Here is a 24395-nt window from a genome sequence, read left to right as displayed (position 1 = left end):
CCTCGATCGACGCGCCGATACGGGCACGCCCGTCAAGGACTGGTTCGTCGCCTGACGATCAGCCGCGCCAGTAGAGCCACGCGGCCCACAGCCAGCCGGCGATCAGCAGGGTGCCGCCCACGGGTGTCACCGCGCCCAGCCAGCGCGGTCCGCCGAGCGCCATCGCATAGAGGGTGACGGCAAAAAGCCCGCCGCCGATCAGCAGCATGATCGCCGGGCCCCGTGCGGTCCCCATGATCGCGAGCGCCGCAACCGCGTGGACCAGTTGATACAGGCCGCCGGTGCGCAGCCAGTCGGCCTCCTGCGGTCCCGCCGCGCCATGCGCCCCGAAGGCACCCGCCGCGACCGCCAGTGCCGCCGAAATCGCCGCGAACAGTCCGATCATGTCCGTCTCTCCTTTGTAGCCATAATCTTAGCGCGCCGAGCGCGCCGATGGAATAAGCCGCGCCGCGGGGGCGTAAACCGGGCATGAAGCATGATCTGGAATCGAGCCGGGTCGCGGGGCGTTCGCCCGCCGGCCGGCCGCTGCGCATCGGGCTCTTCTCGGGCAATTACGACTGCGTGCGCGACGGCGCCAATCGGGCGCTCAACCGCCTCGTCGCCTATCTGCTCGATCGCGCAGGAATGGCGGTACGTATCTATTCGCCGACCGCGCCGACGAAGGCGTTCGAATCGGTCGGCGATATTGTCTCGGTGCGCTCTGCAAGCATCCCGGGGCGCCCCGAATATCGCCTCGCGCTTGGCTTCACGGGCGCTGCCCGCGCCGACCTCAAGGCATTTGCCCCGGATATCGTCCATCTCTCGGCGCCCGATATCTTGGGCCGCCAGGCGCAAAAATATGCGCGGGCCGCCGGCATTCCGGTAGTCGCGAGCCTCCACACGCGCTTCGAAACCTACCCTGAATATTATCATCTCGGCTTTCTGCGCCGGCCGATGGAGGCCTATCTGCGGCGCTTCTACGGCGATGCCGATCATATCCTTCTGCCGACGCCGCCAATCCTCGACGAATTCGCGGCGCTCTACGGCCGCGACAATGTGTCGATCTGGTCGCGCGGGGTCGACCGTACCGCCTTTCATCCCGCGCTGCGCAGCAACGCCTTTCGCGCCCGGCTCGGCTATGCACCCGGCGATGTGGTGCCGCTATTTTTCGGGCGGCTGGTGCTCGAAAAGGGGCTCGGCGTCTTTGCCGACGCGATCGAGGCGCTCCGCGCGCGCGGCTATAATGTGCGCCCGATGATCGTCGGCGAAGGACCGGCGCGCGACTGGCTCGCGCGGCGACTGCCCAATGTCGCCTTCCTGGGCCATCTGGCCGGCGCCGACCTTGGCTGCGCGGTGGCGAGCGCCGACATATTGGTCAATCCCAGCGTGACCGAGGCTTTCGGCAACGTCAATCTGGAGGCGATGGCATCGGGGATCGGGGTGGTGTCGGCCGACGTTTCCAGCGCCTCGTCGCTGATCGTGCATGGCGGCACCGGCCTGCTGGTCCCGCCGCACGACGCCGCGGCCTATGCCGATGCGATCGCGCAGCTTATCGACGAACCCGCGCAGCTCGCGGTGCTGCGCCGCGCTGCTGCGGCGGCCGCGGACCGCTATTGCTGGGACGATATTCTCGCCGGGGTCGCGGCGCTCTATGGCCGGCTCGCCGGAACCGCTACTATCGCGGCGCTGGCGAGAGTCGCCTGAGGAGTTTCGATGCGCAAGGGCCGCGACGCCGACCTCGATATCGACGGCGATCTCGCCGCGATGCGGCGCTATGCGCGCTCGCTCGCGCGCGACGATCAGGATGCCGACGATGTGGTGCAGGATGCGCTGCTGCGCGCGATCGAACGGCGCGACACCTTTCGGGCCGAGGGCAACCGCCGGGGCTGGCTGCTCGCGATCGTCCACAATGTCTTCGTATCGGGCACCCGGCGCCGCGCGGCCGAGGCGCGGCGCAACGATCGTTTCGCCGATACGCTGGCGACGCAGGCCGACGCGGCGCAGGAACATCATGCGCGGCTGCGCGAGATCGCGCACAGTTTCGCCGCGCTTCCCGACCATCATCGCGCGGTGCTGCACCTGACCGCGGTCGAAGGCCTCAGCTATCAGCAATGCGCCGACCTTCTGGCCGTCCCGATCGGAACGGTGATGTCGCGCATTGCGCGCGCGCGCGCGGCGCTCCGCGATCTCGAAAATGGACGCGAGGACACGGACGGACGGCGCCGCGCCGCGCCGCTGCGACTGGTTGGAGGACAGGATGACTGACGGGCCGAACGAAAGTGAACTCGCCGCCTATGTCGACGGGCAACTCGATGTCGAAGGGCGTTTCGCCGTCGAGGATCATCTGCGCCGTAACCCCGACCTTGCTGCACGCGTGATGGGCGATCTCGGCGCACGCAGCGCCTTGCAGCTTCTGGCGCAGGACAAGCGCGCGATGCCCGCCGCGGTCGCGGCGCTCGGCCGCGATCTGGCAGAGCCGGTGCGGCGCTGGGGTCGCTGGATGTCGGTCGGCGGCACCTCTGTCGCCGCGGCGGTGGTTGCGCTGCTGTTCGTCGCAACCCAGGGACCGCCCGCCTACGTCGATTATGCCATCTCTTCGCACCGCATCGCGATGATGCGCGCCGGGCTCGATTCGCAGGCCGAAACCCCGCATTACGACGCGCGCGAGATTGCGAGCACTACCAATATCGCGATCCCCAGCGTGCCGAAGAGCTGGAAGATCACCGACGTTCAGCTTTTCCCGACCGAGCGCGGCCCGGCCCTGCTCGTCGCGGTCCGCACCCAGGCTGGCGATCCGCTGTCGCTCTTTGCGCTGCACCAGCGTTCCGGGGCGCCCGAACGCCCCGATGCGGTGCGTGAAGGCGCGCAATCGGTGGCCTATTGGCGCCGCGGCGACATGTCCTATGCGCTGGTCGGCAATACCGGGCCGGGCGCGATCGACGCGACGGCGGAGAAGCTGGCGCGCAGCTGGTCCTGACGATGATGCAAGCGGCGCGACATGTGTTCGAAAGATTGACAATTCAAGGCGTTTTTGATCGATTAAATCGATTATAGCTGTGCGGATTTCCAATTTCCGCACTGCAACATAAATCGCTAGGGGAGGGCTCCACAAACAAAAGGAGGCTCTCCATGTCCGTGCTCAACACCACCATCAAGCCCTTCAACGCGACCGCGTACAAGGACGGCAAGTTCGTCGACATCAGCGACGAAACCGTCAAGGGCAAGTGGGCCGTCTTCTTCTTCTATCCGGCCGACTTCACCTTCGTCTGCCCGACCGAACTCGAAGACCTCGCCGACATCTATCCGACGCTGCAGAACATGGGCGTCGAAGTGTTCGCGGTGTCGACCGACACGCATTTCTGCCACAAGGCATGGCACGACACCTCGCCAGCGATCGGCAAGATCAATTACTATATGGTCGGCGACCAGAACCACAATCTGTCGAACAATTTCGAAGTTCTGCGCCAGGGCGTCGGCCTTGCCGACCGCGGCACCTTCGTGCTCGATCCGCAGGGTGAAATCCAGCTTCTGGAAATCACTCCCGAAGGCGTGGGTCGCAACGCCGCCGAACTGCTCCGCAAGATCAAGGCGCTGCAATATTGGGTCAGCCACCCCGGCGAAGTCTGCCCCGCGAAGTGGGAAGAAGGCGCCGAAACGCTCGCGCCCTCGCTCGACCTCGTCGGCAAGATCTAAGGTATAATCGTCCGTGTGTCCCCGCGAAGGCGGGGACCCAGAGCGTTAGGTCGCTACACTTGCGCTCTACAGCCCTGGGCTCCCGCCTTCGCGGGAGCACACGGATTTTCTTTGAAACCAGGCAGGAACTCTCCCCATGCTCGACGCCAATATGAAGCAGCAGCTTCAGGGCCTCCTCACGAACCTTCGTGAACCGATCGAACTGCTCTCGTCGCTCGGCGACGATGCGAAGTCGGCCGAGCTGGCGGCGCTCCTCGACGATATCGCCGCGCTGTCGGACAAGGTCAGCGTGACGCGCACCGACGACGATGCGCGCCGGCCCAGCTTCCTGATCCGCCGCGCGAGCGACGCCCGTGTCGCGGTGCGCTTCGCGGGCATCCCGCTCGGCCATGAATTCACCTCGCTCGTTCTCGCGCTGCTCCAGGTCGGCGGCCACCCGCCGAAGGTGAGCGCCGAGGTGCTCGGGCAAGTGGCGGCGCTCGATGGCGACTTCCACTTCGAAACCTATTTCTCGCTGTCGTGCCAGAATTGCCCCGACATCGTGCAGGCATTGAACCTGATGAGCGTGGTCAACCCGCGCATCACCCACACCGCGATCGACGGCGGGCTGTTCCAGGCCGAGGTCGAGGAGCGCAAGATCATGGCGGTGCCGACGATTTTCCTGAATGGGCAGAATTTCGGTCAGGGCCGCATGGAACTCGAACAGATCCTCGCCAAGCTCGACACCGGCGCCGAAGCGAAGGCGGCGGAAAAGATCGCCGCCAAGGAGGCGTTCGACGTGCTCGTCGTCGGCGGTGGCCCCGCGGGCGCCGCGGCTGCGATCTACGCGGCACGCAAGGGCATCCGCACCGGCATCGCCGCCGAACGCTTCGGCGGTCAGGTGCTCGACACCATGGCAATCGAGAATTTCATCTCGGTCCAGCACACCGAAGGGCCGAAGCTCGTTGCGCAGCTCGAGAGCCACGTCAAAGACTATGACGTCGACATCATGAACCTGCAGCGCGCCGAGAAACTGATCCCGGCGAAGGCCGAAGGGGGTCTGCACGAAATCGTGCTGGCAAACGGCGCGTCGCTCAAGGCGCGCACCGTTATCCTCTCGACCGGCGCGCGCTGGCGCCAGCTCGGCGTGCCGGGCGAGGATGCCTATCGCAACAAGGGCGTCGCCTATTGCCCGCACTGCGACGGCCCGCTCTACAAGGGCAAGCGCGTCGCGGTGATCGGCGGCGGCAATTCGGGCGTCGAGGCGGCGATCGACCTCGCCGGCATCGTCGCGCACGTCACGCTGATCGAATATGACAGCCAGCTCCGCGCCGACGCCGTCCTCCAGCGCAAGCTCGCGAGCCTGCCCAACGTCAAGATCATCACCTCGGCGCTGACCACCGAAGTGCTCGGCGACGGCGAAAAGGTGACGGGGCTTGCCTATAAGGACCGCAATTCGGACGCGCCGCACCAGGTCGAACTCGAAGGCATCTTCGTTCAGATCGGCCTCGTCCCGAACAACGAATGGCTCAAGGACATCGTCACCCTGTCGCGCCACGGCGAGATCGAGGTCGACCATCGCGGCGAGACGAGCCAGCGCGGTATCTTCGCCGCGGGCGATTGCACGACCGTGCCCTACAAGCAGATCGTTATCGCGATGGGCGAAGGATCGAAAGCGGCGCTGTCGGCCTTCGACTATATGATCCGCCTGCCGGCGGATGCGGAAGCCGAAGCGGCGTGAACGCCATATTTTCGTCATGCCGGACTTGATCCGGCATCCATTCGCGGCGCAAGCTCGCATGGACCCCGGATCAGGTCCGGGGTGACGAGAGAAGAATGACCGACAAGAAGAAACCGCCCGCACCAATTCCGCTCTGCCGCTTCGAAGAACTGGCCGAGCGCGAGAACCGGCTGCGCGAGCAAGCGGGCGAAAGGGAAAAGCGGCCGCCGCACAACCGCCGCGTCAAAGCCTGATCTATTCGGGCAGCGCGGGCTTGACGGCGATGCCGTCCAGAAAGGCATCCATCCGCTTGATGTCCTCGGCGGTGAAATGCAGCCCCAGCTTGCTGCGCCGCCACAATATGTCGTCGCTCGTCTGCGCCCATTCGCGGTCGATCATCCAGCGGATTTCGGCGGCCGACAGTCCGTGCGCGATCTCGCCGCCCAGATCGTCCCAGCTTTGGGCTGTGCCGAGCCATGCCCGCGCGTCGGTGCCATAGGCCTTGACGATGCGGTCGACCGTCGCGGCGGAGAGGAAGGGGTGGGCAAGCCGATAGTCGGCCTTCAGCGTCGCCGCGCTGTCGGTCCGAAAATCGCCGCCGGGCAGCGGCGCGCTGGCGGTCCAGCGCGCGCCGGTCAGCGCGGCGACATGCGCCGCCAGATCGTCGACCGCATGTTCGGCGACATGGCGATAGCTGGTGATCTTGCCGCCATAGATGGTGAGCAGCGGCGCGCCTTCCTCCATGTCGAGGTCGATGCGGTATCCGCGCGTTGCCGCCTCGGGCTTGCCCGATCCGTCCTCGACCAGCGGCCGCACCCCCGAATAGGTCCACACGACATCGTCGGGGCCGATCTGCGCGGCGAAATACTGGTTCGCTCCCTCGCACAGATAGGCGATTTCCTCGGCACTTGCATGCACGTCGGCCAGCGATCCCTCATGATCCTGGTCGGTCGTCCCGATCAGCGTGAAATCGCGCTCATAGGGGATGGCGAAAAAGATGCGGCCGTCGGGAAGCTGGAAGAAATAGGCGAAATCATGGTCGAACAGCTTGCGCACCACGATGTGCGATCCGCGCACCAGCCGCATCTGATAATCGGGCGGCGCGGCGGCGCGGCGCAGCAGGTCGAGCACGGCGGGGCCGGCGGCATTGACAAGGCTGCGGCCGGTAAAGCGATAGGCTTGGCCGTTCGCGCCCGTCGCCTCGACCACCCATAGCCCGTCCTCGACCCGCATCAGGTCGGCGCGGGTGCGCGTCTTGATCCGCGCCCCGCGGTCGGCGGCGTCGCGCGCGTTCAGCATCACCAGCCGCGCATCGTCGACCCAGCCATCCGAATATTCGAAACCCTTGGCATATTGCGGCTGCAGCGGCGCGCCCGCCGGATGCCGCGCCAGGTCGATCGACCGCGTCGGCGGCCATTTCCGGCGCCCGCCGATATGGTCGTAGAGAAACAGGCCGAGCCGCAGCAGCCAGCGCGGCCGCAGCCCGTCGCGATAGGGGAGGACAAAGCGCATCGGCCAGATGATGTGCGGCGCGATGCCCCACAATATCTCGCGCTCGGCCAGCGCTTCGCGCACCAGGCCGAATTCATAATGCTCGAGGTAGCGCAGCCCGCCGTGGATCAGCTTGGTCGAGGCCGAGGAGGTGCCCTGCGCCAGATCGCCCTGTTCGATCAGCAGCACGCGCGCGCCGCGCCCCGCGGCATCGCGCGCGACGCCGGCCCCATTGACGCCGCCGCCAATCACGATGACATCATAGGGGATGGGCGCGTCGGTCATGGCGCGTTCCTATGCCAGATGCGGGCGGCTTGCCAATGGCGATGCAAAGCTATGCGGCTTACGTATGCGCGTTGCAATCGCCAGGGGCTTTCGCCACCGTCCCTGTCCGTTATCCAAGGGGATATTTGTGAGCGTCAAAGTCGAAACATTGGTGCTGTTCGGGGCGACGGGGGATCTTGCCCATCGCATGCTCTTCCCCTCGCTCTACAATCTGCACATGGACGGGCTGCTCGACGATGCGATGACGATCGTCGCCTCGGGCCGATCGCAGATGGACCGGGCAGGGGCGCACGCGATGGTACGCGCCGCGCTCGACGATCACCTCGCGGGCGATCGCATCGACGAAGCGGTGATTGCCGCTTTCCTCGAGCGGATCGACTATTGCGCGGTCGATGCCGGTGCAGCGACGGGGTACGACCGGCTTGCCGAAATGCTCGGTGACCGGATGAACCGCCCGATCGGCGCCTATCTGTCGACCCCGCCATCGATGTTCGGCCCGATCGCGCAGGGGCTCGCCGCGGCCGGGATTGCCTGCGCCGAATGCCGGATCGCGATGGAAAAGCCGATCGGCCACGATCTCGCCTCGTCGCGTGCGGTCAACGAACAGGTCGGCAGCGCCTTTGCCGAGGATCGCGTTTTCCGCATCGATCATTATCTGGGCAAGGAAACGGTCCAGAACCTGCTCGCGCTGCGTTTCGCGAATATGCTGTTCGAACCGCTATGGAACGCGCAGGCGATCGACCATGTCCAGATCACCGTGGCGGAAACCGTCGGCCTCGAAGGCCGGGTGTCCTATTATGACGGCGTCGGTGCATTGAAGGATATGGTGCAGAACCATATGCTCCAGCTCCTCGCGATCATCGCGATGGAGCCGCCGGCGAGCGTCTCGGCGACCGCGGTGCGCGACGAAAAGGTCAAGCTGCTGCGGTCCTTGCGCAAGATGCGCGCCGACGATGTCAAGGCGCACAGCGTCAAGGGTCAGTACACGAGCGGCGCGGTGAACGGCGCCGCGGTCGCGGGCTATGCCGACGAGCTGGGCCATCCGTCGAACACCGAAACCTTCGTTGCGCTCAAGGCCTATATCGACAATTGGCGCTGGAAGGGCGTGCCCTTTTACCTGCGCACCGGCAAACGGATGCCGCAGCGCAAGTCGGAAGTGCTGATCCAGTTCAAGCCGGTGCCGCATAATATCTTCGCGCGCGTCGGCGCCGGCCGGCTCGACGCCAACAGCATGATCATCAACCTGCAGCCCGAAGAGAATATCCGGGTCAAGGTGATGGCGAAGCAGCCGGGACTCGACCGCGACGGGGTAAAGCTCAAAGAGGTCACGCTCGACGTGTCGCTCTCGCACAGTTTCGAGGGCGAGCGGCGGCGCATCGCCTACGAACGGCTGTTGCTCGACTTCATCGAGGGCGATCAGACGCTGTTCGTGCGCCGCGACGAGGTCGAGGCGCAGTGGGAATGGATCGATTCGATCCGCAACGCCTGGGCATCGGTCGATCTGGCGCCGCAGACCTACACCGCGGGAAGCTGGGGCCCGTCGAGCGCGATCGCGCTCATCGAACGCGACGGAGCGAGCTGGCATGATTGACGGGAATAGCCATGACTGATCTCCACCCCACGATCGCCGCCGTCACCGACCGCATCACCCGCCGTAGCGCGCCGCGCCGCGCCGCCTACCTCGATCTGATGCAGCGGCAGCGCGAGGCCGGAACCAATCGCAGCAATCTGTCGTGCGGCAACCTTGCGCATGGCTTCGCGGCGTCGGGCGAGGACAAGCCCGCGATCCGCGCGGGCGCCGAGATGAATATCGGCATCGTCACCGCCTATAATGACATGCTGTCGGCGCATCAGCCCTATGGCCGCTACCCCGAACAGATCAAGATTTTCGCGCGCGAAGCCGGTGCGACGGCGCAGGTCGCGGGCGGCGTTCCCGCGATGTGCGACGGGGTGACGCAGGGACAGGCGGGCATGGACCTGTCGCTGTTCAGCCGCGACAATATCGCGCAGGGCACCGCGATCGCTCTCAGCCACGCGATGTTCGAGGGCGCGCTGCTGCTCGGCATCTGCGACAAGATCGTTCCCGGCCTACTCATCGGCGCGCTGCGTTTCGGCCATCTGCCCACGATCCTCATTCCGGCCGGGCCGATGCCGTCGGGCCTCGCGAACAAGGAAAAGGTCCGCGTCCGTCAGCTGTATGCCGAAGGCAAGGTCGGCCGCGACGCGCTGCTCGAGGCGGAGGCGGCCAGCTATCATGGCGCGGGCACCTGTACCTTCTATGGCACCGCCAATTCCAACCAGATGATGATGGAATTGATGGGGCTGCACATTCCCGGCAGCGCCTTCGTCAATCCGGGCACCAAGCTGCGGCAGGAACTGACGCGTGCCGCGACGCACCGGCTGACCGAAATCGGCTGGACCGGTGACGACTATCGCCCGCTCGCGCGCTGCGTCGATGAAAAGGCAATCGTCAATGCCGCGATCGGCCTGCTCGCGACCGGCGGTTCGACCAATCATGCCATCCACCTGCCGGCCATCGCGCGGGCGGCGGGGATCATCATCGACTGGCAGGATTTCGACGAGCTGAGCCGCGCCGTGCCGCTGCTCGCGCGCGTCTATCCGAATGGCGCGGGCGACGTGAACAATTTCCACGCCGCGGGCGGGATCGGCTATGTCGTGCGCGAACTGCTCGGCGCCGGACTGCTCCACGGCGATGTGCTCACGGTGGGCGGGTCAATGGCCGACTATTCGGGACAGCCGGTGCTGGTCGACGATGCGCTTCATTGGGAGGCCGCACCCGAGACGTCGCGCGACGACACGATGTTGCGTCCCGTTTCCGCGCCTTTTTCGTCCGACGGGGGCATGCGGCTGCTGTCGGGCAATCTCGGCCGCGCGATCATCAAGACGAGCGCGGTTGCCCCGGATCGCTGGACGATCGAAGCCCCGGCTCGCCTCTTCGACGATCAGGATCAGGTGCTCGCTGCATTCAAGGCGGGTGAACTCGACCGCGACTGCGTCGTCGTCGTGCGCTTCCAGGGGCCGCGCGCCAACGGCATGCCCGAACTCCACAAGCTCACCCCGGCGCTCGGCGTGCTGCAGGACCGCGGCTACCGCGTCGCGCTGCTCACCGATGGCCGCATGTCGGGGGCGAGCGGCAAGGTGCCTGCGGTGATCCACCTCTCGCCCGAGGCGCTGCCCGGCCCCGACGGGGTCAGCGGCCCGCTCGCCTGTCTGCAGGACGGCGACATGGTGCGCGTCTGCGCGGTAAACGGCGAGGTGACGGCGCTCGTTGATCCCGCTGAATGGGCCGCGCGGTCGCCCGCCATCGCCCCGCCGCCCGCACTCGGCGTCGGGCGCGAGCTGTTTGCGCTGTTCCGTCACCACGCCGACGAAGCCGAAAAGGGCGGGTCGGCGATGCTCGCGGCGATGGAAACCGTCGTCTGATGCGAAAACCGTTTGTCCTGAGCTTGTCGAAGGACCGCTCTTCGTTTCAACGGATCCGGAATAGAACAGCCCTTCGACAAGCTCAGGGCGAACGGAGTTAGAAGATGTCCGACAAGTCCATCGACCAGATCATGGCGCTAGCCCCCGTCATCCCGGTAATCGTCATCGACCGCGTCGAGGACGCTGTCCCGATGGCCGAGGCGCTCGTCGCGGGCGGCCTGCCAGTGCTCGAGGTCACGCTGCGCACCCCTGCCGCGCTCGCTGCGATCGCGGCGATGAAGGCGGTGCCGGGTGCGGTCGTCGGCGCCGGGACCGTCCTTGATCCCGCGATGCTGGCGGGCGCGATCCATGCGGGCGCCGAATTCATCGTTTCGCCGGGGCTGACCGACAATCTCGGCAAGGCGGCGGTCGCGAGCGGCATTCCCTTCCTCCCCGGCACCGCCAATGCCGGCGACATCATGCGCGGCATGGATCTTGGCCTCTCGCATTTCAAATTCTTCCCGGCCGCGACGAGCGGCGGCATCCCTGCGCTCAAGGCGCTCGCGGGGCCGTTCGGGCAGGCGCGCTTCTGCCCCACCGGCGGCATCACCGCCGTGACCGCACCCGAATGGCTCGCGCTGGACGCGGTGCTGTGCGTCGGCGGCAGCTGGGTCGTCCCCGCGGGGCCGCTCGATCCGGCCCGGATCGAGACACTCGCGCGCGAGGCGTCGGCGCTTTCGCGCCATTGATTAACCCCATTTTACCTGTCATCGTGCAGGGATAAGGCGGTACAGCCGCCAGTGGGGGAGATGCGCGTGCCAAGGCCGCAGCCGCATTTGGAAGAAGTTCTCGCGTCCGAACCCGGATCGCATATCGCCGCGCTCTTCGATTTCGACGGAACGATCATCGCCGGCTATTCGGCGACGGCGATGCTGCGCGAAAAGCTGCAGCGCCGCGAAATGTCGGTCGAGGAAATCGCCGAGACCGCGAATGTCATCGCGCAGCACAGTCTGGGCGCGATTGGCTTTTCGGGGCTGATGAGCGGCGCCGCCAAATTCATGAAAGGCGTCGAGGAGGAAAGCTTCGTCCAGTTCGGCGAAGAACTCTACAAGAAGCATATCGCGCGCAAAATCTATCCCGAGACGCGCGCGATCATCGAGGCGCATCAGGCCAAGGGGCACCGCGTCGCGATCATCTCGTCGGCGACGATTTACCAGATCGAACCGACCGCGCGCGACCTCGGCATATCCGACATCAAATGCTCCGCCTATGAAATCGAAGATGGCGTGTTCACCGGCGACATCATCCGCCCGCTCTGCTTCGGCGAAGGCAAGGTGCTTGCCGCCGAGGAGCTTGCCGCAGACTATGGCCTCGACCTCGATCAGAGCTATTTCTATTCGGACAGCGACGACGACATCGAACTGCTGGAACGCGTCGGCAAGCCGCGGCCGCTCAATCCCAATATGAAATTGAAGGCGATCGCCGACGAGCGGGGCTGGCCGGTGCAGCGCTTCGCGAGCCGCGGCACGCCGTCGTGGGTCGACTATACGCGCACCATCTACGCCACCGGCTCGCTGATCGGCGCCTTCGCGGCTGGCCTGCCGATCTGGGCGCTGACGCGTTCACAGCGCGAGGCGGTCAATTTCTCGATGGGGCTGTTCGGCGACTTCGCGACCGCGATCACCGGCGTCGAGCTCGAGGTCGAGGACGAACGCCACCTCTGGTCGTCGCGCCCGTGCATTTTCATCTTCAACCACCAGAGCAAGGCGGACGTCATGATCCTTGCCAAGCTCATCCGCCGCGACATGGGCGGGGTGGGGAAGAAGGAGATCAAGGACATTCCCATCTTGGGGAAGCTGATGGAATGGGGCGGCACCGTCTTCGTCGACCGCGCCGACGGCAAAAGCGCGATCAAGGCGATGGAACCGCTGGTCGAAGCCATTCAGAAGGAAGGCAAGTCGATCTGCATCGCCCCCGAAGGGACGCGCAGCCTGACCCCGAAGCTCGAACCCTTCAAGAAGGGCGCCTTCCACCTCGCCATGCAGGCGGGCGTGCCGATCGTCCCGATCGTCATCCACAATGCGACCGACGTCGCGCCGAAGAACGAATTCGTGATGCGCCCCGCGACGGTGCGCGTCACCGTCCTGCCGCCCGTCGATACGTCCGAATGGCAGGTGAAGACGCTGAACACCCATGTCCGCGACGTGCGCAACATGTTCCTGCGCACCCTCGGCCAGCCCGAGGAGACGGTCGCGGAATCGGTTGCGAAGGAGGCGGCGCCAGCGGCAAACCCCGAAAAGGCGCCGAAGAAGGCGGCTACCAAGAAGCCTGCCGCCAAGAAGAAGCCGACGCCCCGAAAGGTAAAGAAGGCCTAGCCCATGTTTCACCTCGTCATTGCGAGCGAAGCGAAGCAATCCAGGGCGGGTTACGCCGCGCTGGATTGCCGCGTCGCTACGCTCCTCGCAATGACGGTGGTTTAAGGCCATGGCCGACGGCACGCCCCGCAGCGAATTCGTCGCGGAGCAGCTGGCCGACCGACTCTACATCATCGACGCGCGCAACCGGATCGAGCGGCAGATATTGCTCGACTGGATCCACGCGACCTCGGTCGATCCGGGCGGGGAGGGCGCGCCGATGTGGGTCAGCCTCGCGATCGCCGATGACGATCATGCCCTCGACCTCGATGCGCTCAAGGCGCGGCTGGCGGGCGATCCTGCGCGCACGGTGGTGCCGCTGCGCGTCGCGTGGCGCATCCCTGGTTTCGAGCGCGATCGCGCGCTGAAATTCCGGCATCTGATCTTCGGCGACCCGCGCCGTCCGGGGCCGCTGCGCGCGCGGTTCATCCTGTGGCGCGACCGGCGCCGGGCGCAGATCCTGGTCGGCGAAGCGGCAACGCAGACAGAGCTGAAGGCACGCTATCTCGCGCAGACCGGTGGCGGTGACGGCTGCAAGGAGGGGAGCAGCGAATTTGCCGGCTTCGTCGCGCGGCAGGCGGGGCTCGCGCTCGACGTCGCTGAACGCGGCATCCGCGGCAGCCGCTACAAGGTGCCGCGCTTCGTTGCCGACTCGCTGCGCACCAACCCCAAATTTCGCGCCGCGCTTGCCGATCTTGCCGGCCAGCTCGGCCGTCCCGTCGCCGATCTCTACCGCGAGGCGCGCCCGCTGATGAAGGAGGTCATCGCGACCCCCAGTGCGCTGTTCCTCGACCTGCGCGCGCGGCTCGACCGGATGATGTTCGGCGGCTATGCGCCCGAGATGGAGGTCGACGCGGCCGAGCTTGCAAAGCTGCGCTCGGTGCTGCGCGAACATCCGACCGCGATCCTGTTCACACACAAAACCTATATCGACGGCGCGACCCCCAGCCGCCTCGCCTATGAAAATGACCTGCCGATGCTGCACAGCTTTGGCGGCGCCAACCTCGACTTCGCGATCATGGGCCAGTTCTTCCGCCGCTCGGGAATGATTTTCATTCGCCGCAGCTTTCAGGATCAGCCGGTCTACAAGCTGGTGCTGCGCCACTATATCGCCTGGCTGCTCGCCAAGCGATTCCCGCTGTCCTGGGCCTTCGAAGGGACGCGCTCGCGCCTCGGCAAGCTGATGCCGCCCAAATATGGCCTGATGAAATATGTCCTCGACGCCGCGCATGCGACCGGGACGCAGGGGGTGCATTTCGTACCCTTCGTGACCAGTTTCGACCTGATCCGCGATGTCGAGGAATATGCCGCCGAACAGACCGGGCGGACCAAGAAACCCGAAAGCCTCGCCTGGTTCATCGGCTATATGAAGAGCCTAAAGGAACCGTCGGGGCGCATCCGTCTCGATATCGGCGAGCCCGTCCTCATTCCGGAGGCGCCGGCCCCCGACGACCGGCGCGCGCTGGAGCGTATCGCCTTCGCCGTCGCGGTCGAGGCGAACCGCGTCACCCCGCTTACCGTCACTTCGGTCATGTGCCTCATCCTGCTCGGCACCGCGCCGCGCGGCGTGACCGAGGCTGAGATGATCGCGACGATCGCGCGCATCACCGCCTGGGCACGCGAGCGCGGCATCCGCCTCAGTCGCGAGCTCGAAGGTGGCGACGCCGCGGCGCTCGCGGCGACGCTCGACACGCTCGTCGAGGGCGGCCTGCTCACGCGGTTCGAGGCCGGCAGCGAGACCGTCTATTCGATCGACCCCGCCAAGCATCCGATGGCGAGCTATTATCGCAATATCATCGCGCATCATTTCCTCGACCGCGCGATGATCGAGCTGGCGCTGTTCGAACTGCGCGATGCCGACAGCAAGGATTCGACCGCCGCCTTCTGGACGCGGATCGACCGGCTGCGCGATCTGTTCAAATTCGAATTCTTCTACCCGCCGCGCGGCGAACATCTTGCCGCGCTGGAGGCCGAACTTGAACGCATCGATCCCGCCTGGGCCAAACGGCTGGCGAGCGGGGACCGCGGCGTTGCGCAGCTCATCCGCCGCTGTCAGCCGATGGTCGGCCATGCGATCCTGCTACCCTTTGCCGAGGCGTATTCGGTCGTCGCCGACATTCTGGCGCGCGCGCGGCCCGGCGATCCGGTCGACGAAAAGATGCTGCTCGACGCCGCGCTGATCGAGGGGCGGCAGGCCTGGCTCTTGCGCCGGATCAGCAGCGAGGCGTCGATCGGCAAATTGCTCTTCGCCAACGCCCTGTCGCAGATGCGCCATATGGGGCTGGCGGAAACCGCGACCCCCGACGGCCTGCGCGCGCGCCGCGCGCTGCTCGTGGAGCTCCGCGGGCTCGCCAACGTCATGGAATCGATGCGGCTCGCCACGCTTGCGCTCGCCGACCGATTACCGGGGCCGGGAGAATGACATGACTCAGCTTCCGTCATGGCGAGGGTCCGCAGGCGACGCGGCAATCTCACGCCTTCGCCCCTGCGCCCGGTCGATGACGGGGGATTGCTTCGCTCCGCTCGCAATGACGGGATCATCGATGTTGGATGGAGGTTCGCATGCTTAAGCAACTCAGCGCCCAGGACGCCCAGTTCCTCTATACCCAGACCGCGAACAATCTGACGCACATCATGGGTATCTACATCTACGATCCCTCGACGGCGCCGGGCGGCTTCGTGCGGTTCAAGGACATCATCGCGCACGTCCAGTCGCGCGTCGACACCTCACCGCTGTTCAAGCGCCGGCTCCACCGGCTGCCGCTCGATCTCGACCACCCCTATTGGGTCGAGGACGAACATTTCGACATCGAAGCGCACATGAGCCACGCGCGCCTGCCCGAACCCGGCGACTGGCGGCAATTCTGCATCGCGGTCGCGCGCTATTTCTCGAAGCCGATGGACATGAACCGGCCGCTTTGGGACATTTACATCATCGAGGGGCTCGATCGCATCCCCGGCATCCCGAAGGGCAGCTTCGCGATGCTCCACCGCGTCCATCACGCCGCGGTCGACGGCGCATCGGGCGCGCATGCCTTCATCGCGATGAGCGACATCGACGCCAAGGGCACACCGGCAATCCCCGGCGCGCCGGTGGAGGATCTCGGGCGTGCGCCGTCGAGCGCGGAGGTCGCCACGCGCGCCTGGACCGCGTCGATGCAATCGCCGGTCAAATTCATGAACGCGCTGCTCAAGGTGTCACCCTCGCTGATGACCGCGGCGCGCAAGTCGATGCTCAGCGATCAGGGGATGACCGCGGGCGTCCCCGAAACGCGCTTCAACGCACCCGTCGGCCCGCACAAGATGTTCGACGCGACCCGGGTGGCGCTCGCCGATATCGCGAAGGTGCGGGCAAAGGTGCCCGGTGCGACGGTCAACGACGTCATTCTTGCGACCTGCGCGGGCGCGCTGCGCAAATATCTTCAGGCGCATGGCGAACTGCCCAAGGAAAGCGTCGTCGCGGTCGCCCCGATCAACCGGCGCGGCAAGGGCGGCAAGGCCGACAGTCCCGGCAATCAGGTGACCGCGATGAGCGTGCCGCTGCGCACCGACATTGCTGATCCGCTGAAGCGCCTCGCGGCGATTCGCGACTATACGGTGGAAGCGAAGGAGGCAAAGGCGGGCGTCAGCGCGCGGATCATGACCGACCTGTCGCAGCATATTCCGGGCGCGACGATGGCGGCGGTTGCGCGCATCCTGACGAGTGAGCGCTTCGCGGTGCGCGGCACCAATCTTTTCATCTCGAACGTGCCGGGCGCGCAGGTGCCGCTCTATCTCGCGGGGGCGCAGCTAGTGCAGCAATATGGCGCAGGCCCGCTCGCCAACAATATGGGGCTGTTCATCGCGACCCCCAGCTATAACGGTCAGGTTGGCTTCTCGATCATCTCCGAACGCGCGATCATGCCCGACATCGCCTTCTTCCGCACGTGCATCGACGAAAGTTTCGCCGAGTTGCTCGCCGCGCAGCCCAAACCCGAAGAGGCGGCCGCCAGGCCCAAAGCCGCTACGGCAAAGCCGAAAGTAGCGGCGAGGTCCGCCGCCAGGGCAAAGCCGAAGGCCAAACCTGCCGCAAAGGGCAAGGCGAAACCGGTTGCCAAAGCCGCCGACAGCGGCAAGAATCGCAAAAAATAGGCGATGTTGCAGGACCACAGAATGATCTTTTCCCCGACGCTCAGCGTGGACGCCGATCTGGCGAAGGCGCCCGACTATGCCGCCTGGACCAGAGCCGCAATCGCCGCCGACGGCAAATCGGGGATGCAGGCGTGGCGCGACGCCGACGAAAGCAAGCATTTCGACTATCGCGCGATCCGCGCCCGTCTCGAACGGCTGCGCAATCTGTCGGCGGCGGGCGATGTGAAGGGGCTGCTCTTCGTCCTCAACGAAGGCATTCACGGCAATATCGACGGCATGGGCCACGAACGCCTTTATCAAAAGGCGCGTTTCGGCACCAAAAGGCTGATTGAGAATTATGTGGCAGAGGTCGTCTCCGCGCTGGGCAAGATCGCTGCGGCGCGCAGCATCCCGCGCGACGAAAAGCGCGATTTCTTCCGCCGCGCCCAGCATTGCTACGGCCGCTCGGCGCTGCTGCTGTCGGGGTCGGGCAGCTTTCTCTATTTCCATGTCGGCGTCGTGAAAGCGCTGTGGGAGGAGGGCGTGCTGCCGACGATCCTCGCGGGATCGAGCGGCGGTTCGATCGTCGCCGCGGTCGTCTGCACGCGCAAGGATGCCGAGGTCGGCGCCTTCCTGGCCAGCGACAAGCTTGCCAGCGCCGACCGCGATCCCGAAGTGCGCCGCCTCGCCCCTGACGAGGTCGCCGCGCGCCTCGCCGAGCTCATCCCCGACCTGACCTTTCAGGAAGCCTATGAGGTCAGCGGCCGACATCTCAACGTGTCAGTCGCGCCCGCCGAAAAATATCAGAACGGCCGCCTGCTCAACGCGATCACCGCGCCCAATGTGCTGATCCGTGAAGCGGTGCTCGCCTCGTGCGCGGTGCCGGGCGTCTTTCCGCCGGTGATGCTGATGGCGCGCGACGAAGCGGGCAAGCGCGTGCCCTATCAGCCCGACCGGCGCTGGGTCGACGGGTCGGTGACGCACGACATCCCGACCAAGCGGCTCGAACGCCTCTACGGCGTCAACCATCATATCGTCAGCCAGGCGAACCCGCTCGCGCTGCCTTTCGCGACCGACACGCGCAAGCAGATGGCGCCGATAGAGGCCATTCAGCATGCCTCGATGGCGACCTTCAAGGCATGGCTCAACGCCAATATGGTGATATTCCAGAAGCCCCTCGAACTGGTGCCGCCGCTCAACAGCCTCGCCAATATGGCGCGCTCGCTGATCAATCAGGAATATACCGGCGACATCAACATCATCCGGCCGCCCAAATTCTGGTCGCCCACAAAGATATTGTCCGATCTGTCGCAGGAGGACATCGACGAGCTGATCGACACCGGCATGCGCACCGCCTGGCCGAAGATCGAGATGGTGCGCACCCAGACCGCGATAAGCCGCGCGCTCGACGCCATCCTGGCGCGCATCGACAAGGGCGGCGACGACGGCCCCGGCCACCGCAGCGCGGCGCTGAAAAAGCCGGTCCGGTGAGCATGGCGGGCGTGATGCTGCCGCCGGGATCGGCGGGCGCGGGCGCGACGCTGCACGTCACCCATTGGCTTCCTGCTGCGGCGCCCAAGGCCGTGGTGCTCCTCGCGCACGGCTATGCCGAGCACGCCGGGCGTTACGCCCATGTGGCAAAACGGCTGACCGACGCCGGCTATGCCGTCTATGCGGTCGACCATTGGGGCCATGGCAAGTCGGATGGCGAGGGGGGCTATGTGCCGCGCTTCTCGGCTTTCACCGACGGCATGGCCGAATTGCTCACGCTCGTCGAGGTCAACCATCCGGGCGCGCCGCGCCTGCTGCTCGGACACAGCATGGGCGGCCTGATCGCGACGCTGTTCCTGATCGATCGGCAGGACGCCTTTGTCGCCGCCGCACTGTCCGGCCCGGCGATTGTCCCCGGTACGCCGCCTTCGCGCTTCACCGTCTGGATCAGCCGCTTTCTGTCACGCTTTTTTCCGCGCCTCGGCGTATTGGCGCTCGATCCCAACGGGGTCAGCCGCGATCCGGCGGTGGTCACCGCCTATCTTGCCGATCCGCTTGTCTATACGGGAAAGATCGGCGCGCGGCTCGGCAAGGAATTCATGGACGCGATGGCGGTTGCGCAGGCATGCGCACCGAAAATCACGCTGCCGATCCTGCTCCAGCATGGCGACCATGACAGCCTCGCCTCGGTGGCGGGCTCGCACTATCTGTTCGACCATGTCGCATCGACCGACAAGCGGCTCGAAATCTATCCCGGCCTGTTCCACGAAATCTATAACGAGCCCGAACGCGATGCGGTGCTGGACGATCTGATCGGCTGGTTCGATGCGCATGTGTCAGCCTGAAGCCAACGGATCGACAGGGAAATTCCGCACGTCATGAAGCTCCTCCTCATTCTGCTTTTTGCGCCGCTGATCGCTCTGGCGATCTTCTATTTCGTATTCCCCGGCCGCCTGGTCGCGATCGGTCGCGCGCTGCTCCGCCGGCGCGGCGGCACGGTGCAGAAAAGCGTTACCGTCGACGGCCGCGCCTGGCCCTATCTGGAGGGCGGCGATCCCGCCAAGCCTACGCTGCTGCTCGTCCATGGCTTTTCGGGCGACAAGGATAATTGGTCCTTTCTCGCGCCCTTTCTGACGCGCGACTATTACGTCGTCGCACCCGATCTCCCCGGTTTTGGCGAGAATGAACGCAACCCCGATCTTGCGTATGACATCGAAGCGCAGACCGCGCGGCTGAAGGCATTCGTCGATGCGCTCGGACTGCGGCAGCCGCATATCGCGGGCAATAGCATGGGCGGCTGGATCGCGCTGCGCTACGCGCTCGACTTTCCCGATGCGCTCGCCAGCCTGATCCTGATCGACAATGCCGGGGTGGCGGGCGCGAACGAGAGCGACCTTCAGAAACAGGCGGCGAACGAGGATTATAACCCGCTCGTCCTGGCCGGTATCGAGGATGCCGACCGCCTCGTCGCGATGGTCGTCCACAAACCGCCCTTCGTGCCGTCGCGATTGAAGCCGGTGCTCTATGCCGACGCGCTCAAATATCGCGATCAGCTCGACACCGCCTTCTGGGTCATTGCGACCGAGATGCGCGACCGCCCGCTCAACGACCGGCTCGGCGAGGTGACGGTGCCGACGCTGATCATCTGGGGCCGCCACGACCGGCTGATCGACATCAGCTGCGTCCCCGTGCTCGAAGCGGGTATCGCAAACAGCCGCGCGCATGTCCTCGATCATGTCGGCCATGTCCCGATGGTCGAGGATCCGAAGGCCACCGCCGCGCTGATGAAGGATTTTCTCGGGCCGCTCGATTAGCCGCCGATTACGTCGGACTTGATCCGCTGGTCAAACCATGCGTCATTGCGAACCCGGCAAAGCCGGGTGAAGCAATCCAGACTGGCTCGAGCCAGCACTGGATTGCGTCGCTTCGCTCGCAATGACGGGCAGGGAGAAGGAGGGGCTATGCGCCTGAAAGTGGGCCTGCTCGGCGGGGGGAGCTGGGGGACGACGGTCGCCGCGACGGTATCGCGCAACGCGCCGATCACCTTGTGGGCGCGCGACGCCGAAATGGTCGATGGCATCAACCGCGATCAGGAAAACCGCAAATATCTGCCCGGCATCCGCCTGCCCGCGGCGCTGCGCGCGACGGCCGATCTCGGCGAAGCTGTGGCGGGCGCCGACGTCCTCGTCATGGGCGTGCCGTCGCACAGCTTTCGCGCGGTGCTCGAGGAGGCGCGCGATCATCTGCGTCCCTGGGTGCCGGTGATCAGCCTGACCAAGGGGCTCGAACTCGCGACGGGCAAGCGGATGACCGAGGTGATCGAGGAGGTGCTGCCCGGCCACCCCGTCGGCGTGCTCACCGGCCCCAATCTCGCGCGTGAGATCATGAGCGGCCAGGCGGCGGCGAGCGTGCTGTCGATGGAGGATGAAATCGTCGTGCGCGCACTGCACCCGCTTTTCCATTCGGGGCTGTTCCGCGTCTATACCAACACCGATCTGCTCGGTTGCGAACTCGGCGGGGTGCTCAAGAATATCATCGCGATTGCGGTCGGCATGGGCGACGGGCTCGGCGCGGGCGACAATACGCGCGCCGGGCTGATGACGCGCGGGCTGGCCGAAATCACCCGGCTCGGCGTCGCGATGGGCGGGCGCCCGGAAACCTTCGCCGGTCTGACGGGCATGGGCGACCTGATCGCGACCTGCACCAGCCCGCTGTCGCGCAACCGCCACGTCGGGGTCGAACTCGGCAAGGGGCGCCATATCGACGCGATCATCGCCGACATGCACATGGTCGCCGAAGGCGTCAAAAGCGCCCCCACGGTGATGGCGCTCGCCGACCGTCACGGCATCGCGATGCCGATCGCGCGCGACGTCTTCGACGTGACGCAGGGCAAACGGACCGCGCAGGATGTGTTCCGCGGGCTGCTCAAATCGAGCGTCGGTGACGAGGCGCATCCGGGGTAGGGGCAATCGTCGATGCCGCCGTCAGCTTCGGCGTCGGATGAAAGCGCCGCCTTGCCTGCGGGGACGGCCGTGGACGGTTCCGCCGCAAGGCGTGTCGAATCCTCGTCGGTCCGTGAAGAAAAGCCGGTTCTCTTTCGTTCTTTCTCCTGACCAGCAGGGTCCACCAAGGAGACGAACGATGAAAAAAAGGACGACTTTGGCGGCGCTTATGGCTCTTCCCGCCGGTGCTGCAATGGCGACGGTTCCCTATGGGTCGATTCCGCCGGGTTTCGATCGCCCACCGGTTCGCAGCGTGCCGATTGCGGGTGTCTATAATAAATATTGGTACAATTATCGCACCGATATTCTGGAGGCTGAAAAGGAGCTCAAGAGTGACTTGGGCCGCGCAACCGATCGCGAGGATCGCTGGGATGCATGGGACGAGTGGGCGACCGAAGTCGTCGACGCCGACAAGGATTATACCAAGGTGATGCGCAAGAAGGGCTACCCTGTGGGGCGCGTCTCGATCGAAGGCTGATCGTCGAAATGAGTTTCAAAAGGCGGCGGGCGCTATGCGTCCGCCGTCTTCATTCTACACTCCGCCTTCCGCCAGCAGCGCCTTCGCTTCCTCGCCCTGCCAGTCGATGGCGCCCACCACGCGCCACAGTTCGCGCCCGTTCGCATCGTAGAGGATGCTCGTCGGCAGCGCGGTATTCGCTGCGTCCAACAAAGTGTTCTGCGGATCGAGATAGGGTTGCAGCGCCTTCAGCCCCGCCTTCTGGAACCAGGGATCGACGACCGAAGCGCCTTGCAGATCCTGCGCCACCGCGACGACCGTCAGCTTGCCTGCCTTTTGCGCGGCAAGCGCATCGAGCGTCGGCATTTCGGCGACGCAGGGCGCACACCAGGTCGCCCACAGATTGACCAGCAGCGGCTTGCCGCGAAACGACGCGACGGTCACCGGTGCGTCGTCGGGGCCGCGAAAGACGGCGGCCGGTCCGGCCTTGCCGGCGTTGCCGCGCTCGACGACATGCTGAAAGGTGGCGGGGTCGCGGCCATGCGCCGCTTCGCCGGGCGAAATATTTGCTTGCCCCGCGCCTGCTTGCTCCGAGGCCTCCTTTTGCCTATCGCACCCCGCGAAGGAACCGGCGATCAGCAGGGCCAGCACGGCAAGACGAAGATTTGGAACGCGGCGGATGGCGAATACTCCCGATAGCAACAGCATGTGGGGCGGCCGCTTCGGTGGCGGACCTGCGGCGATCATGCAAGAGATAAACGCCTCGATCCCCGTCGACAAACGTCTTTGGGAAGAGGATGTCGCCGCCAGCCGCGCGCATGCCGCGATGCTCGGCGCGCAGGGGATCATTGCCGCCGCCGACGCGGCGACCATCGATCGCGGGCTGGCGCAGATCGCCGACGAGTTCGCCGCGAACGGTGTGCCGGTCGATCTTGCGCTCGAAGATATTCACATGACGGTCGAATCGCGCCTCAAGGAACTGGTCGGCGAAGCCGCCGGGCGGCTCCACACCGCGCGCTCGCGCAACGATCAGGTCGCGACCGATTTTCGGCTCTGGGTGCGCACCGCTTGCGACCGTATCGATTCCGGCCTGAAGGCGCTTCAGGGCGCCCTGCTCGCGCGCGCCGATGAACATGCGGACAGCATCATGCCCGGCTTCACCCATTTGCAGGTCGCACAGCCGGTGACGCTCGGCCACCATCTGCTCGCCTATGTCGAAATGTTCGGCCGCGATCGCGGCCGTTTCCGCGATGCGCGCGCGCGGCTCAACGAATCGCCGCTCGGCGCCGCGGCGCTTGCGGGCACCAGCTTCCCGCTCGACCGTCCGGCGACCGCGGCGGCGCTCGGTTTCGACCGGCCGATGGCGAACAGTATCGATGCCGTATCGGACCGCGATTTCGCGCTCGAATTTTGTGCCGCCGCCTCGATTGCCGCGATTCACCTCTCGCGCCTCGCCGAAGAGATCGTGATCTGGGCCAGCCAGCCCTTCGGTTTCGTCAGTCTGCCCGACGCCTGGTCGACCGGCAGCTCGATCATGCCGCAAAAGCGCAATCCCGATGCCGCCGAACTGGTGCGCGGCCGCGCAGGCCTGCTGCTCGGTGCGTTCCAGCGGCTTTCGGTGATCGTGAAAGGGCTGCCGCTCACCTATTCGAAGGATTTGCAGGACGATAAGGAAACGGTCTTCGGTGCCTTCGACGCGCTAGCGCTTTCGCTCGCCGCGATGACCGGCATGGTCGACGCGCTGGCCTTTCGCACCGACCGGATGCGCGCGCTCGCCGCATCGGGCTTTTCGACCGCGACCGATCTGGCCGACTGGCTGGTGCGCGAGGCGGGGGTGCCGTTCCGCGACGCGCACCATATCGTCGGTGCCTGCGTGAAACGATCAGAAGAGCTCGGCGTTGAACTGTCGGCGCTTCCGGCGGACGAAGCGGCGGCGATCCATGCCGCGGTCACGCCCGCCGCGCTCGCGGCGCTGACCGTCGAGGCGTCGGTCGCCAGCCGCATGAGCTATGGCGGCACCGCGCCCGAACGGGTAAGGCAGGCTGTTGCCGCGGCGCGCGCGGCGCTGGAGATTTAGGTGATGGCAAAGATCCGCACGACGATTTTGCTGGCCGCCTCGGGCGCTGCGCTCGTGGCGCTTGGCGCGTGCGGCAAGAAGGAAGATCTGAAGCCGGTGGCGGGTTCGGCCCCGCCCGCGCTACCCATCGGGGCACAGCGCCAGCCGACCACGGAGGAGCTCACGACGCCTGACGCGCAGGCCCGGCCCGCGCGCAGCGACGACCTTCTTAAACGATCCGAAAAGCGCGAACCCGACGATTTCGACTTGCCGCCTCCGGGCTGAGTTCAGGACC

General features: G+C 65.8%; 21 protein-coding genes and 1 pseudogene. 19 read left to right on the top strand and 3 right to left on the bottom strand.

Annotated elements, in window-relative coordinates:
• Positions 1–58: 58 nt before the first annotated feature.
• Positions 59–385 (bottom strand): DUF423 domain-containing protein, encoded by a 327-nt coding sequence (locus tag ACT17R_RS04975; RefSeq protein WP_003038888.1) that lies wholly within the window; start codon positions 383–385, stop codon positions 59–61.
• Positions 386–468: 83 nt separating this feature from the next.
• Here ACT17R_RS04975 and ACT17R_RS04970 point away from each other — a divergent pair, with 83 nt between their 5' ends.
• The 6 genes from ACT17R_RS04970 (at position 469) to ACT17R_RS04945 (ending at position 5625) form a co-directional block, all read left to right on the top strand.
• Positions 469–1683, top strand: a complete 1215-nt coding sequence (locus ACT17R_RS04970) for a glycosyltransferase family 4 protein (RefSeq protein WP_444809072.1) — start codon at positions 469–471, stop codon at positions 1681–1683.
• 9 nt (positions 1684–1692) lie between these two features.
• Entirely contained in the window at positions 1693–2244 is a 552-nt protein-coding gene (locus tag ACT17R_RS04965; protein ID WP_444809071.1) for a sigma-70 family RNA polymerase sigma factor, read from the top strand.
• The gene (locus tag ACT17R_RS04960; protein WP_444809070.1) at positions 2237–2956 is read left to right on the top strand and encodes an anti-sigma factor family protein; all 720 of its coding nucleotides are present in this window, start codon (positions 2237–2239) and stop codon (positions 2954–2956) included. The genes ACT17R_RS04965 and ACT17R_RS04960 overlap by 8 nt, the downstream gene beginning before the upstream one ends.
• A gap of 152 nt (positions 2957–3108) precedes the next feature.
• On the top strand, positions 3109–3672 hold the full coding sequence (gene ahpC, locus ACT17R_RS04955) for an alkyl hydroperoxide reductase subunit C (protein ID WP_003038877.1): 564 nt from the start codon (positions 3109–3111) through the stop codon (positions 3670–3672).
• Between the two features lie 136 nt (positions 3673–3808).
• Positions 3809–5392 (top strand): alkyl hydroperoxide reductase subunit F, encoded by a 1584-nt coding sequence (gene ahpF / locus ACT17R_RS04950; RefSeq protein WP_444809069.1) that lies wholly within the window; start codon positions 3809–3811, stop codon positions 5390–5392.
• Between the two features lie 95 nt (positions 5393–5487).
• The gene (locus ACT17R_RS04945) at positions 5488–5625 is read left to right on the top strand and encodes a hypothetical protein (protein ID WP_287938914.1); all 138 of its coding nucleotides are present in this window, start codon (positions 5488–5490) and stop codon (positions 5623–5625) included.
• A gap of 1 nt (position 5626) precedes the next feature.
• Here the strand turns inward: ACT17R_RS04945 and glpD are convergent, their stop codons facing one another.
• Complete coding sequence (gene glpD / locus ACT17R_RS04940) at positions 5627–7147, bottom strand: glycerol-3-phosphate dehydrogenase (RefSeq protein WP_444809068.1); 1521 nt, start codon at positions 7145–7147, stop codon at positions 5627–5629.
• Positions 7148–7334: 187 nt separating this feature from the next.
• Here glpD and zwf point away from each other — a divergent pair, with 187 nt between their 5' ends.
• The 11 genes from zwf to ACT17R_RS04885 all read left to right on the top strand — a co-directional run bounded on the left by zwf (position 7335) and on the right by ACT17R_RS04885 (position 22065).
• Positions 7335–8738, top strand: coding sequence for a glucose-6-phosphate dehydrogenase (gene zwf / locus ACT17R_RS04935; RefSeq protein WP_444809393.1), 1404 nt, complete (start codon positions 7335–7337; stop codon positions 8736–8738).
• Between the two features lie 11 nt (positions 8739–8749).
• Entirely contained in the window at positions 8750–10591 is a 1842-nt protein-coding gene (edd, locus tag ACT17R_RS04930; protein WP_444809067.1) for a phosphogluconate dehydratase, read from the top strand.
• A 104-nt stretch (positions 10592–10695) separates the two neighbouring features.
• Entirely contained in the window at positions 10696–11319 is a 624-nt protein-coding gene (eda, locus tag ACT17R_RS04925) for a bifunctional 4-hydroxy-2-oxoglutarate aldolase/2-dehydro-3-deoxy-phosphogluconate aldolase (protein WP_444809066.1), read from the top strand.
• Between the two features lie 87 nt (positions 11320–11406).
• A complete protein-coding gene (locus tag ACT17R_RS04920; RefSeq protein WP_444809065.1) occupies positions 11407–12945 on the top strand; it encodes an HAD-IB family hydrolase in 1539 nt (512 codons plus the stop codon).
• Between the two features lie 109 nt (positions 12946–13054).
• Entirely contained in the window at positions 13055–15406 is a 2352-nt protein-coding gene (locus ACT17R_RS04915; RefSeq protein ID WP_444809064.1) for a glycerol-3-phosphate 1-O-acyltransferase, read from the top strand.
• Positions 15407–15546: 140 nt separating this feature from the next.
• Entirely contained in the window at positions 15547–17115 is a 1569-nt protein-coding gene (locus ACT17R_RS04910) for a wax ester/triacylglycerol synthase family O-acyltransferase (RefSeq protein ID WP_444809063.1), read from the top strand.
• Positions 17116–17136: 21 nt separating this feature from the next.
• Positions 17137–18585: a DUF3336 domain-containing protein gene (locus ACT17R_RS04905; RefSeq protein ID WP_444809062.1), complete on the top strand. Its 1449-nt coding sequence runs from the start codon at positions 17137–17139 to the stop codon at positions 18583–18585.
• 2 nt (positions 18586–18587) lie between these two features.
• The gene (locus ACT17R_RS04900; RefSeq protein ID WP_062900769.1) at positions 18588–19430 is read left to right on the top strand and encodes an alpha/beta hydrolase; all 843 of its coding nucleotides are present in this window, start codon (positions 18588–18590) and stop codon (positions 19428–19430) included.
• Positions 19431–19463: 33 nt separating this feature from the next.
• The gene (locus tag ACT17R_RS04895; RefSeq protein ID WP_062900768.1) at positions 19464–20399 is read left to right on the top strand and encodes an alpha/beta fold hydrolase; all 936 of its coding nucleotides are present in this window, start codon (positions 19464–19466) and stop codon (positions 20397–20399) included.
• Positions 20400–20546: 147 nt separating this feature from the next.
• Positions 20547–21548 (top strand): NAD(P)H-dependent glycerol-3-phosphate dehydrogenase, encoded by a 1002-nt coding sequence (locus tag ACT17R_RS04890; protein WP_062900767.1) that lies wholly within the window; start codon positions 20547–20549, stop codon positions 21546–21548.
• Positions 21549–21726: 178 nt separating this feature from the next.
• The gene (locus tag ACT17R_RS04885) at positions 21727–22065 is read left to right on the top strand and encodes a hypothetical protein (protein WP_082819802.1); all 339 of its coding nucleotides are present in this window, start codon (positions 21727–21729) and stop codon (positions 22063–22065) included.
• Positions 22066–22221: 156 nt separating this feature from the next.
• Here ACT17R_RS04885 and ACT17R_RS04880 read toward each other — a convergent pair.
• Positions 22222–22752 (bottom strand): annotated as a pseudogene (locus tag ACT17R_RS04880) (TlpA family protein disulfide reductase); the annotation flags it as partial.
• On the opposite strand from ACT17R_RS04880, the gene argH reads away from it, so the two are divergent.
• The gene (gene argH, locus ACT17R_RS04875) at positions 22724–24121 is read left to right on the top strand and encodes an argininosuccinate lyase (RefSeq protein WP_234178532.1); all 1398 of its coding nucleotides are present in this window, start codon (positions 22724–22726) and stop codon (positions 24119–24121) included. The pseudogene ACT17R_RS04880 and the gene argH overlap by 29 nt on opposite strands.
• A gap of 3 nt (positions 24122–24124) precedes the next feature.
• Positions 24125–24385 carry a hypothetical protein gene (locus ACT17R_RS04870; RefSeq protein ID WP_062900763.1) on the top strand — a complete coding sequence of 87 codons (261 nt, stop codon included), beginning with the start codon at positions 24125–24127 and terminating at the stop codon, positions 24383–24385.
• Positions 24386–24395 lie beyond the last annotated feature (10 nt).

The organism is Sphingopyxis sp. Q841, from assembly GCF_052384365.1.
In the GTDB taxonomy this organism is placed as follows: Bacteria; Pseudomonadota; Alphaproteobacteria; order Sphingomonadales; family Sphingomonadaceae; genus Sphingopyxis; species Sphingopyxis terrae_A.
Note: the sequence above shows the minus strand (reverse complement) of the source record. Positions and strands in the feature narration are given on the sequence as shown.